Here is an 11,745-nt window from a genome sequence, read left to right on the forward strand (position 1 = left end):
AGAAACTGCGAAGCAGTTTTTGCTCTGTCCTCAACTGACTAAGCCTTGCGGGACAGACCAAGAACTGCGCAGCAGTTTTTGCTCTGTCCTCAACTGACCAGGGGCTTGCGGGACAGATCAGAACGGAACCTTCGCGACTGCGCCCGCGCGCAATCCGTATTTCAATAGCGCCTCGACACCCCACAAAGAGACGAAAGGACACGCGCAAATGATTCAGGACTTCAAGGGCAGGACTGCCGTTCTCACCGGTGCCGGTTCCGGCTTCGGCCTCGAATGCGCGCGCATCGGCGCGGCGCGCGGCATGAACCTCGTGCTGGTCGACGTGCAACAGGATGCGCTCGACAAGGCACAGGCCGAGATGGAGGCCGCCGGTGCCCAGGTTCTGGCCCGCAAGGTCGACGTCGCCAACGCGGCGCAGATGGACGAGCTCGCCAAGGCGGTGCAGCAGCGCTTCGGCGCGCCGCACTTCGTCTTCAACAACGCCGGCGTCGGCGCCGGCGGACTGGTGTGGGAGAACAGCGTTGCCGACTGGGAGTGGGTGCTGGGCGTCGACCTGATGGGCGTGGTGCACGGTGTGCGCCTGTTCACGCCGATGATGCTCGAAGCCGCCGCAAAAGACCCGGCGTACCGGGGCCACATCGTCAACACCGCCAGCATGGCGGGCCTGCTGACGCCGCCCAACATGGGCATCTACAACGCCGCCAAGGCGGCCGTCGTGAGCCTCACCGAGACGCTCTACCAGGACCTGAGGCTGGTCACCGACCAGATCGGCGCCAGCCTGCTGTGCCCGTACTTCGTGCCCACCGGCATCACGCAGAGCGAACGCAATCGCCCTGGCGCGCTGGCTGGCGGCGAGCTCACCAAGAGCCAGCTGATCGGCCAGGCGATGAGCAACAAGGCGGTCAGCAGCGGCAAGGTCAGCGCCGCCGAAGTCGCGCAGATGGTGTTCGATGCGATCAGCGCCAACCAGTTCTATGTCTTCAGCCATCCCAAGGCCCTCGGCAACGTGAAGAGCCGGATGGAGAACATCGTGTCGATCACGAACCCCGCCGATCCGTTCCTGGAACGGCCCGAGATCGGTGCCAAGCTGCGCGAACAGCTTCGGGCCGGCTGATCACGGCGGCAGCAGCCAGGGGACCAGCAGCACGCTGAGCAGCAGCACCATGGCGGCCAGCGGCAGGCCGACCTTGACGTTCATGTCGAGCACGCCGGTGACCGGCAGCAGCACGATCATGAGCAGGGCCACCGCATCGAGCCGCGGCCGTCCCAGGACGAACATGGCGATCGCGGCGCCCAGCAGGACGAGTACCTGGACCAGCTCGGTGGACATGCAGGGGCCTCGGACAAAGGAATGCCCGGATTCTGCGGGATTCGAAACCGGTTCTGCCGATTCCAATGCCTGCGTGCGCTGTCGGGACTTGGGGCCGGCGATGCGACTGCATATACTGAACCGCTCAGTTCGGTGTGCTCGATTCGCATCTAGGAGACTTGCATGGCCTATGTCGATGGATACGTGCTGCCCCTCAAGAAAGACAAGATCGAGGCGTACCGCCAGATGGCGGCCCGCGCCGGCGCCGTCTGGCGCGAGCATGGCGCGCTCGAGTACCGCGAGTGGATCGCCGAGGACGTCAAGCCCGGCGTGCATACGTCGTTTCCGCAGGCCGTACAGCTCAAGGACGACGAAATCGTGGTGTTCTCCTGGATCGTGTTCGAATCGCGCGGCCAGCGCGACGAGGTCAACGCCAAGGCGATGAGCGACCCGCGCCTGGCCGACATGATGGACCCGGCCCAGACGCCGTTCGACGGCAAGCGGATGTTCTGGGGCGGCTTCGAGCCCTTGGTCGCGTTCTGAGTCCTCGACGCCCGGAGGGCGGCTCAGCGCAGCGAAACGGCGACCGGACTGCGCTCCGCGAACTGTCCGTTCCAGTAAGGGTAGTAGGGGTACGGCGGCGTCACCGCGCTCGCTGCGTCGAGGCGCGCGACCTGCTCGGCCGTCAGCTCCCAGCCCAGCGCACCGAGGTTCTGCACGAGTTGCGCTTCGTCGCGGGCGCCGATCAGCACACTGGCCACGGTCGGGCGCCGAAGCAGCCAGTTGAGCGCGATCTGCGGCAGCGTCCTGCCGGTCTCCTCGGCCACCTGGTCCATCGCGTCGACCACGCGGTAGAGCCGCTCGTCGTCCACCGGCGGCGCGAAACCGGCGGTGTCGTGCAGGCGGCTGCCGGCGGGCAGCGGCTGGCCGCGCCGGATCTTGCCGGTCAGCCGGCCCCAGCCCAATGGGCTCCAGACGATGGCGCCGACGCCTTGGTCGAGCCCGAGCGGCATCAGCTCCCATTCGTAGTCGCGGCCGACGAGTGAGTAGTAGGTCTGGTTCGCCACGTAGCGCGAGAGGCCCAGCCGGTCCGAGGCCGCCAGTGACTTCATGAGCTGCCAGCCCGAGAAGTTGGAGGCCCCGATGTAGCGGACCTTGCCGGCGCGCACCAGATCGTCGAGGGTGCGCAGCGCCTGCTCGACCGGCGTCATGGCATCGAAGGCATGCAATTGCAGCAGGTCGATGGTGTCGGTGCCCAGGCGCCGGAGCGCGGCATCGACGCCCCGGACCAGGTGGTGGCGCGAGGCGCCGACGTCGTTCGGTCCGTCCCCCGCGCGCAGCGCGAGCTTGGTCGACAGGATGACCTTGTCGCGCCGGCCCTGGATGGCAGCGCCCAGGATCGATTCGGAAGCGCCGCTCGAGTACACATCGGCACTGTCGAACAGGTTCACGCCGGCGTCGAGGCAGATGTCGACGATGCGACGTGCCCCGGCGACATCGGTGTTGCCCCAGGCGCTGAACAGCGGGCCTTCGCCGCCGAAGGTGCCGGCGCCGAAGCCGAGGGCAGGGACCTTGAAGCCCGAGTGGCCGAGATAGCGGTATTCCATGGTGCGTCCTTGTCTGCGTGGGTGTGAAAGGGTGGGGCGGTTCAGGCGCAGGCGGTGGCCGCGGCCACCGGAAGCCGTCGATCGAGTGCCCGGCTCCAGAGAGCGATCGCGAGCCCGGCCAGCGTCAGCAGCGCCGCCACCCAGCCCAGCGCCTGCAGGCCGGGCCCGCGCTCGATGACGACGCCGCCGGTCCAGGCACCCAGCGCGTTGCCGAGATTGAAGGCCGCGATGTTGAGGCTGGAGGCCAGGTTCTGTCCGGCGCCCGCCGCCTTGTCGAGCACCCGCAGCTGCAGCGGGGCGACGGTGGCGAAGGCGGCGATGCCCAGCAGCAGCACGAACACCACCGCGGTCCAGGGCGTGTGGACCAGCCACTGCACCGCACCGAGCACCGCGGCCAGCGCCATCAGCGAGCCCAGGAGGGACGGCATCAGCGCGCGGTCGGCCAGCCGGCCGCCCAGCAGGTTGCCGACGGCCAGTCCGCCGCCGAACAGCAGCAGGATCGGCGACACCGCGGCCTCCGAGACGCCGGTGACGCGGGTCAGCAGCGGCTGGATGTAGGTGAAGACGGCGAACAGGCCGGCAAAGCCCAGCACCGTGATCGCCAGCCCGAGCAGCACCTGCGGCCGGGCCAGCACGGCGAGTTCGTCACGCAGCGGGGACGGCGCGGCGTCGGCCCGGCCGCGCGGCACGAACAGCGCCAGCACGGTGAAGGCGGCGACCCCGATCAGCGCCACCGCCCAGAAGGTCGAGCGCCAGCCGAAGTGCAGGCCGAGCCAGGCGCCGGCCGGCACGCCGAGCAGCGTCGCCGCGGTGAGCCCGGTGAACATGATGGCGATCGCCGAGGCGCGGCGCTCCGGCGGCACCAGGCCGGTGGCGACCACCGAGCCGACGCCGAAGAAGGTGCCGTGCGCCAGCGAGGTGACGACCCGCGCGGCCATCAGCAGCTCGTAGCTGCCGGCCATGGCGCAGGCGATGTTGCCGAGCGTGAAGATGGCCATCAGCCCGAGCAGCACGGTCTTGCGCGGCAGGCGGCGGGTGGCGATGGTCAGCAGGGGCGCGCCGACCGCGACGCCGAGCGCGTAGCCCGAGATCAGCAGGCCGGCGGTCGCGATCGAGACCTGGAGATCGGCGGACACCTGCAGCAGCAGGCCCATGATGACGAATTCGGTGGTGCCTATTCCGAAGGCACCGGCGGTGAGGGCGAGGAGGGCGATGGGCATGATGGCCATGACTGTGCCGGCTTCGCGGGAGCATGAATAGAATGCCGGCCCGACATGCTCTTGTGAATTGAAGTCACAAATGCCCCGCTCCGAGATCAACCGTTCCGGCGAGATGGAAGCCTTCGTGCAAGTGGTCGAGCGCGGCAGCTTCTCGGCCGGTGCCCGCGCTCAGGGAATGACCCCCTCGGCGGTCAGCAAGCTGATCGGCCGCCTCGAGGCGCGGCTCGGCGCCCAACTCGTGCACCGCTCCACGCGCAAGCTGCAGCTCACGGCCGAAGGCCAGCTTTTCTACGAGCGCAGCGTGCGCGTTCTGGCCGACATGGACGAGGCCGAGCGCTGTGCCGCAGCGGGCGCGGCGCCGAGCGGTCGGGTCAGCATCAACGCGAGCGTTCCCTTCGGGCAGCAGGTGCTGATCCCGTTGGTGCCGCGCTTTCTCGAACTGCACCCGCAGATCACGCTCAACATCGTGCTGACCGACCGCGTTGTCGATCTGATGGAGGAGCGTGCCGACGTCGCGATTCGCTGGGGCACATTGCCGCCGTCCGATCTGGTGGCCCGGCGGCTCGGCGCCACGGGACAGGCGATCGTCGGCGCACCCGCCTATCTCGCCCGATATGGCACGCCCTACACGCCGCAGGAACTCGAAGCGCACAACCGGCTCGGCTTCACCTACCGGCGCAGCGTCCCCGATTGGCCGCTCTCGGTCGACGGCCGGGTGATCGACATGCCAGTCAACGGCAACGTTCGAGCCGGCGATGGCGAGGCCCTGCGCGCGCTGCTGCTGGCGGGCGTCGGCCTGGGCCGGTTGTCGCTGTACCAGGTGCAGGCCGACATCGATGCCGGCCGGCTGGTGCCGGTGCTGGAGGCTTTCAACCCCGGCGACTTCGCGCCGATCCATGCGGTCTACCTCGGCAAGCCCGGGCGCTTGCCGGCGCGCGTGCGGGCGCTTCTGGACTTCCTGGCGGCGCACGTGGGGGACGATGGGCGTCCGCGCCTCTAGCACCCAGCGGTGGCCCACGCTCGCGCCAACCACCACCTGCGACTACGACCGCGAAAACCGCCTGAAGCAGGTCAATGCGAAAAATGGGCTCCGCTTGAAGCGGGGAGCGCCTGGGCGTCGTGAGGGCGGAAGTTTCCCTCGAAACGAAAGGAAGGGTCGCTAGCCGCTTTTCCCGGAGCGGGATTGCGCCGGTTCGAAAATCTCGCGGCGCTACGGCGCCTGCGCTCCACTTCCGGAGGTCGCAGTCATTCACGACAATTGCAAACTCTCATGCCCAGCCTCTCTCGCCCCGCACTCGCGGGGCTTTTCGCTTTCAGTCTCTGCGCCGCTGCCTCGGCGCTCGAACACGCACACTGGTCCTATGGCGGCAAGACCGGTCCCGCCGAGTGGGCTGCGCTGGCACCCGACAACGTGATCTGCAAGACTGGACAGCAGCAGTCGCCGGTCGACCTGCCTGCGGCCAAGGCCAAGGCGCTGGCGCGGCACGATGCCGAACTCCGCTATGGCAAGGCCGCGGGTCGGCTCGTCAACAACGGCCACACCCTCGAACTGGATCTGGAAGGCGCAGCGGACAACAAGGCCGTCCATCGAGGCGTCGAGCATCGCCTGGCCCAGTTCCATTTCCACGCGCCCAGCGAACATCACCTCGACGGCCGTGCGTTCCCGATGGAGATGCACCTGGTCAACAAGAGCGCCGACGGCGCCATCACGGTGATCGGGGTGATGATCAAGGCCGGCCACAGGAACGAAGCGTTGGCGCCGGTCTTCGCCAAGCCTCCGAAGGCCGGCGGTGCCGGCCGCGACCTCGAGATCGATCTTGCCGCCGTGCTGCCGGCCGACCACAAAGCCCTGCTGTACACCGGCTCGCTGACCACCCCGCCGTGCACCGAGCGGGTGCACTGGGTGGTGCTGGAGCGCCCGATCGAGATGTCGCGGGCGCAGATCGATGGCTTGCGCCGCTTGTTTCGGGACAATCATCGCCCGATCCAGCCGCTGAACGGCCGCGAGCCGGTGGAAGAAACCGCGGGCGAATAGGTCGCAACAGCAGCTTTGCGCTTGCCTGACAATAGCTGCACAAATCCATGAAAGAAGTCCCTGACGCCATCGTCTGCGAAGGCTGCGACGCGGTCTACCGCCGCGTGCGGCTGCGCCGCCGCGAGGTGTCTCATTGCCCGCGATGCAGCACCGAACTCGACCGCCACCCTGGCGACCAGAGCGCCCGCGTGCTGCCGCTCACCGTGGCCTGCCTGATCCTGTTCGCCATCGCCAACCTGTTCCCGATCGTCGAGATCGAGCTCCAGGGCCTCAGCAACCAGACCACGCTGGTCGGCGCAGTGGTGGCGCTCAGCATGGAAGGGATGTCACCGGTGGCGCTGCTGGTGCTGGCGACCACGCTGCTGTTCCCGCTGCTGCAGCTGTGCATCCTGTTCTACCTGCTGGTGCCGCTGCGCTACGAGCGCCGGCCGGCGGGTTTCGACGTGCTGCTCAACGCCCTGGTGGCGCTGCGGCCCTGGGGCATGATCGAGGTGTTCCTGCTCGGCGTGCTGGTGGCGATCATCAAGCTCAGCAGCATGGCCCAGGTCATCGCGGGCCCGGCGCTCTGGGCCTTCATGGGGCTCACCGTGCTGCTGACCGCGGTGCTGTCGTTCAACCCCCGGATCTTCTGGGAAATGGCCTTCGAGCCGCGGCCGGGGCAGGACGGATGAGCCGCCGGGCCATTCCCCGGGCCATTCCCAAGGCCATTGCCAAGGCACTGCGGCGCGAAGGTCCTGCGCCAAGTGATGACGTGACCGTCGAGACCGCGGGATCGCAGGGGCTGATGGCCTGCCACCATTGCGGCACCACCTGGCAAGGCGCGGTCGACGGCGAGCCCTGCGCCCGCTGCGGCACCCACTTGCACGCGCGCAAGCCCGGCAGCATCCAGCGCACCTGGGCCTACCTGGTCGCCGCCGCGATCCTCTACCTGCCGGCCAACCTGCTGCCGGTGATGATCACCAAGAGCCTGCTGGGCACCCAGCAGGACACCATCCTGAGCGGCGTCATCTATTTCTGGGTGACCGGCGCCTACGGGCTGGCGGCGCTGATCTTCATCGCCAGCTTCCTGGTGCCGCTGTTCAAGCTCAGCGCGCTGACCCTGCTGAACATCACGGCCCAGCGCCGCAGCACCTGGCGCCAGCTCGAGCGGGCCAAGCTCTATCGCATGCTCGAGGTGATCGGCCGCTGGTCGATGCTCGACGTCTTCGTGGTGGCGCTGCTGGCCGGACTGGTGCGCATCCATGGCTTCGCCGAGATCACGGCCGGCGTCGGCATCGCGGCCTTCGGCGCGGTGGTGGTGCTGACCATGATGGCCTCGCTGAGCTTCGATCCCCGGCTGACCTGGGACGCCGAGGCTGCTGCGGGTCCCGAAGAAACAACAATGGACAATGAACCGATATGAGTGACGAAGCCATCCGACCCGAGCCCCCGCCGCCGCGGTCCGCGCCGAGGGTCGTCAGGCGGCGCAACTGGCTGCCTTCGCTGATCTGGCTGATTCCGATCGTGGCCGCGATGGTCGGCGTGGCGCTGGTCGCCCGGATCCTGATGGACCGCGGTCCCGAGATCGTGCTGACCTTCAAGAGCGCCGAGGGCCTCGAGGCCGCCAAGACCGCGGTCAAGTACAAGGACGTGCAGATCGGCACCGTGCAGAGCATCCGCCTGGCCTCCGACCGCTCGCATGTGCGGGTGCTGGTGCAACTCAAGAAGGAGGCCAGCGCCTTCACCGCGCAGGACACCCGCTTCTGGGTGGTGCGCCCGCGGCTCGACACCACGGGCATCTCCGGGCTCGGAACCTTGCTGTCGGGTGCCTACATCGGCGCCGACGCGGGCACCTCGGACGAGACCGCCGGCGAATTCGCCGGCCTCGAGACCCCGCCGATCGTCACGCGCGATGCCTCGGGCCGGCAGTTCCTGCTCAAGTCACGCGACATCGGCTCGCTCGACATCGGTTCGCCGGTGTACTTCCGGCGCATCAAGGTGGGGCAGGTCGCGGCCTACGAACTCGATGGCGATGGCCGCGCCGTCACGCTGCGGGTCTTCGTGAACGCGCCCTACGACAAGTTCGTCGGCGTCAACACCCGCTTCTGGCATGCCAGCGGCTTCGATGTCGACCTCAATGCGAGCGGCCTCAAGGTGCGGACCCAATCGCTGGTCACGGTGCTGCTGGGCGGCATCGCCTTCCAGTCGCCCGACGACCAGAACGGACCGGTGGCGCAGGAGAACGCGGCCTTCATGCTGGCGGGTGACGAGACCACGGCAATGAAGGAGCCGGACGGTCCGTCGCGCACCATGCTGCTGTATTTCAACCAGTCGCTGCGCGGGCTGTCGCCCGGGGCGCCGGTCGACTTCCGCGGCGTCGTGATCGGCGAGGTCAAGTCGATCGGGGTCGAGTTCGACCGCACCGAGCGCGAGTTCAAGATGCCGGTGGTGGTTCAGATCTACCCCGACCGCCTGCGGCGCCGGGGCTCCGATCCGGCCAAGGAAAGCCAGTTGTCGCAGCTCGAACGCTGGCGCTTCCTGGTCAGCAAGGGGCTGCGCGCGCAATTGCGCACCGGCAGCCTCCTGACCGGGCAGGTCTATGTGGCGATCGACTTCTTCCCGGACGCCAAGCCGGCCACGCTGGACATCGAACGCACGCCGCTGGAGCTGCCGACGACGCCCAACAGCCTGGACGAACTGCAGGCGCAGGTGTCGGACATCGCGCGCAAGCTCAACAAGGTGCCGTTCGACGAGATCAGCAACGATCTGCGCAAGGCGATCGGCACGCTCAACAAGACGCTGGGCAGCGCCGAACAACTGGTCAAGAGCATCCACAACGACCTGACGCCCGAGATGGCCGCGGCCATGAAGGATGTGCGGCGGACGCTGAACTCGGCCGAGAAGACCATCGCCGACGACGCGCCGCTGCAGCAGGATCTGCGCCAGACGCTGCAGGAGGTCACGCGGGCCGCGGGGTCGCTGCGCGTCCTGACCGACTACCTGGAGCGCCATCCCGAATCCCTGATCCGCGGCAAGCCGGAGGACAAGCAGAAATGAGATCGACGACGTTGCGCCCGGGCGCATGGCTTTTCACGGCGGCGATGCTGGCGGCGGCGGGCTGCGGCAGTACGCGCACCCAGTTCTACAGCCTGGCGGAGACCGCCGCGCCGGCTGCGCGGGCGCCGGCCGCCGCAGCCGCGCCGCTCTACATCGAACTCGCGCCGATCGCCATGCCCGAGCGTTTCGTCCGGCCGCAACTGGTGGTGCGGCAGAAGGATGCGGCCGGCGGGCCGCAGGTCGAGATCCTCGAGCAGCATCGCTGGTCCTCCTCGTTCGAGAGCGAATTGCGAGATGCGCTGGGCAGCGCGGTGGCCGCGCGGCTCGGCGCGGTCGATGTCAGCAAGTCCGGCCGCCCCCGCGGCCAGCCGGCGATCCGCATTGCGGTGCAGATGGGCCAGTTCGATGCCATCGAGGGCAGCCGGGTCGACGCGGCCTTCAGCTGGACCCTGCGCCGAACGGACGAAGGGCCGGGCGTCGGTTGCCGGATCTCGGTGTCGGAGCCGGTCGCTGGCGGTATCGATGCGCTGGCGCAGGGTGCGCAGCGCGTCGCCTCGCAACTGGCCGACGCGATCGCTGCCAGCGTTGCCGCGCTGCCGGCCCAGCCGGCGGCTTCGTGCGCGGCGTGAGGCGGGCCACCGGCGATGCACCCGAACGGCTTCGCGCTCTTCGACACGGCCATCGGCGCCTGTGGCATCGCCTGGGGCCCGCGCGGCGTCGTCGGCGTGCAACTGCCCGAGGGCGAGGAGGGCGCCACCCGCGCGCGCATGAGGCGGCGTTTCCCTGGGGTGGCGGAAGCCGAGGTGCCTTGCACGGTGGCGTCGGCGATCGCGGGCATTCGTGCGCTGCTGGCCGGCGAGCCGCGCGACCTGGCTGACATCGTGCTCGACATGGAGGGCATCACCGAGTTCCACCAGCGCGTTTACGCGATCGCGCGCCGCATTCCGCCCGGACGCACCCGCAGCTACGGCGACATCGCGGCCGAACTCGGCGACAAGGGCCTGGCGCGCGCGGTCGGTCAGGCGCTCGGCCTCAACCCCTTCGCGCCGGTCGTCCCCTGCCACCGGGTGCTGGCCGCCGGCGGAAAGTGGGGCGGTTTCTCGGCCCATGGCGGGGCGGCGTCGAAGCTGCGCATGCTGGTGATCGAGGGCGCCCGGCCGGACAGCGAGACCGGGGATCTGTTCTGAGGCCTAGCACAGGCTGGCTCGCTTCGCTGCCGACGGTCCATCGCCGCCTAGGGAACAATCCGTCCATGACTTCCTCGCGCTTCTTCAAGATCGCAATCGTGCTGGGCCTGTTGTCGGCCATCGGCCCGTTCGCGATCGACATGTACCTGCCGGCCCTGCCCGAGATCGGCAGCAGCCTGCACGCCGGCATCGGGCCGGTGCAGATGAGCCTCACGGCCTTCTTCATCTCGCTCGGCGTCGGGCAATTGCTCTACGGCCCGGTGTCCGACATGGTGGGCCGCAAGCCGCCGCTCTATGTCGGCCTCGGCCTGTTCGCGCTGGCGAGCATCGGCTGTGCGCTGGCCACCCGCATCGAGACGCTGATCGCGCTTCGCTTCGTCCAGGGCCTGGGCGCCGCAGCCGGCATGGCGATCCCGCGTGCCGTGGTGCGCGACCTGCACACCGGGACCGACGCGGCGCGGCTGATGTCGCTGCTGATGCTGGTCTTCAGCGTGTCGCCGATCCTGGCGCCGCTGGCCGGCAGCGCGGTGATCGCCTTCACCGGCTGGCGCGGCGTGTTCTGGTCTGTCACGCTGGCGGCCGTGATCGGCCTGGCGACGGTCGCCATGGTGCTCAAGGAGACGCGGCCGGCCGAGGAGCGGGTCGAAAGCAGCCTGGGCAGCGCGTTCTCGGCCTACGGCGTGCTGCTGCGCGACACGCACTACCTCGGGCTGGTCTTCATCGGCGCCTTCGCCATGGCCGGCTTCTTCACCTACCTGGCGAACTCCTCTTTCGTGATGATCGACCACTATGGCCTGTCGCCGGTGTTGTACAGCGTGGCCTTCGGCGTCAACGCAGCGGCCTTCTTCGCCGCCGCGCARCTCAACGGCCCGCTGTGCGAGCGCTTCGGGATCGAGCGCGTGGTCAAGACCAGCGTCTGCGCCTGCGGCGCGGTGATGCTCGCGATGTTCGCCTACTTCGCCAGCGGCGGTGACCGGCTGGCGGTGCTGATCGTGCTGTACTTCATCGCCAGCGGCCTGATGGGCCTGGTGATTCCCACCACCTCGGTGCTGGCCCTCGAGCAGCACGGCGCCATCGCCGGCACCGCGTCGGCACTGCTCGGCACGCTGCAGATGCTGACCGGCGCGCTGGTGATGGCGGTGGTCGGGCTGTTCACCGACGGCCGGCCGCTGCCGATGGTGACCGGCATGGCGGGCGGCGCGCTGGTCGCGGTCGTCCTGACCTGGCTCACCCTGGACGGCCGGCGCCCGGCCGCCTGCCAGGCGGGCTGAGGCGGTGTCGGCCATCGCCGCGGCCCYGGCCGCCCCCGTCGCCCGCGACGGCCTGCCGCAGCCGCAGCGCCGGCACGCCA

At 69.0% G+C, this 11,745-nt stretch carries 13 protein-coding genes; 10 read left to right on the plus strand and 3 right to left on the minus strand.

The features are described 5' to 3' along the window. The first annotated feature begins 208 nt into the window (after positions 1-208). Complete coding sequence (locus tag AC1D2E_RS32360; RefSeq protein WP_478201191.1) at positions 209-1,114, plus strand: SDR family oxidoreductase; 906 nt, start codon at positions 209-211, stop codon at positions 1,112-1,114. Here the strand turns inward: AC1D2E_RS32360 and AC1D2E_RS32365 are convergent, their stop codons facing one another. Then, positions 1,115-1,330, minus strand: coding sequence for a hypothetical protein (locus AC1D2E_RS32365; RefSeq protein ID WP_478201192.1), 216 nt, complete (start codon positions 1,328-1,330; stop codon positions 1,115-1,117). A gap of 162 nt (positions 1,331-1,492) precedes the next feature. On the opposite strand from AC1D2E_RS32365, the gene AC1D2E_RS32370 reads away from it, so the two are divergent. Further along, positions 1,493-1,852, plus strand: coding sequence for a DUF1428 domain-containing protein (locus tag AC1D2E_RS32370; RefSeq protein ID WP_478201193.1), 360 nt, complete (start codon positions 1,493-1,495; stop codon positions 1,850-1,852). A gap of 23 nt (positions 1,853-1,875) precedes the next feature. On the opposite strand, the gene AC1D2E_RS32375 is transcribed toward AC1D2E_RS32370, so the two are convergent. Both AC1D2E_RS32375 and AC1D2E_RS32380 read right to left on the minus strand, forming a co-directional pair. Further along, entirely contained in the window at positions 1,876-2,916 is a 1,041-nt protein-coding gene (locus AC1D2E_RS32375; protein WP_478201194.1) for an aldo/keto reductase, read from the minus strand. A 41-nt stretch (positions 2,917-2,957) separates the two neighbouring features. Then, positions 2,958-4,136, minus strand: a complete 1,179-nt coding sequence (locus AC1D2E_RS32380) for an MFS transporter (RefSeq protein ID WP_478201203.1) — start codon at positions 4,134-4,136, stop codon at positions 2,958-2,960. Between the two features lie 79 nt (positions 4,137-4,215). On the opposite strand from AC1D2E_RS32380, the gene AC1D2E_RS32385 reads away from it, so the two are divergent. The 8 genes from AC1D2E_RS32385 to AC1D2E_RS32420 all read left to right on the plus strand — a co-directional run bounded on the left by AC1D2E_RS32385 (position 4,216) and on the right by AC1D2E_RS32420 (position 11,665). Beyond that, complete coding sequence (locus tag AC1D2E_RS32385; protein WP_478201195.1) at positions 4,216-5,136, plus strand: LysR family transcriptional regulator; 921 nt, start codon at positions 4,216-4,218, stop codon at positions 5,134-5,136. 270 nt (positions 5,137-5,406) lie between these two features. Then, positions 5,407-6,171: a carbonic anhydrase gene (locus AC1D2E_RS32390; protein WP_478201196.1), complete on the plus strand. Its 765-nt coding sequence runs from the start codon at positions 5,407-5,409 to the stop codon at positions 6,169-6,171. Between the two features lie 47 nt (positions 6,172-6,218). Then, positions 6,219-6,842: a paraquat-inducible protein A gene (locus AC1D2E_RS32395; RefSeq protein WP_478201197.1), complete on the plus strand. Its 624-nt coding sequence runs from the start codon at positions 6,219-6,221 to the stop codon at positions 6,840-6,842. After that, the gene (locus tag AC1D2E_RS32400) at positions 6,839-7,573 is read left to right on the plus strand and encodes a paraquat-inducible protein A (RefSeq protein ID WP_478201198.1); all 735 of its coding nucleotides are present in this window, start codon (positions 6,839-6,841) and stop codon (positions 7,571-7,573) included. Before AC1D2E_RS32395 ends, AC1D2E_RS32400 begins: the two co-directional genes overlap by 4 nt. Next, on the plus strand, positions 7,570-9,207 hold the full coding sequence (locus AC1D2E_RS32405; RefSeq protein ID WP_478201199.1) for a PqiB family protein: 1,638 nt from the start codon (positions 7,570-7,572) through the stop codon (positions 9,205-9,207). The genes AC1D2E_RS32400 and AC1D2E_RS32405 overlap by 4 nt, the downstream gene beginning before the upstream one ends. Further along, complete coding sequence (locus AC1D2E_RS32410) at positions 9,204-9,836, plus strand: PqiC family protein (protein ID WP_478201200.1); 633 nt, start codon at positions 9,204-9,206, stop codon at positions 9,834-9,836. The genes AC1D2E_RS32405 and AC1D2E_RS32410 overlap by 4 nt, the downstream gene beginning before the upstream one ends. 15 nt (positions 9,837-9,851) lie before the next feature. Then, positions 9,852-10,394 carry a methylated-DNA--[protein]-cysteine S-methyltransferase gene (locus AC1D2E_RS32415; protein WP_478201201.1) on the plus strand — a complete coding sequence of 181 codons (543 nt, stop codon included), beginning with the start codon at positions 9,852-9,854 and terminating at the stop codon, positions 10,392-10,394. Between the two features lie 65 nt (positions 10,395-10,459). Further along, positions 10,460-11,665 (plus strand): multidrug effflux MFS transporter, encoded by a 1,206-nt coding sequence (locus AC1D2E_RS32420; protein ID WP_478201202.1) that lies wholly within the window; start codon positions 10,460-10,462, stop codon positions 11,663-11,665. The last annotated feature ends 80 nt before the right edge of the window (positions 11,666-11,745 follow it).

This window comes from Variovorax sp. P1_H2, from assembly GCF_056405295.1.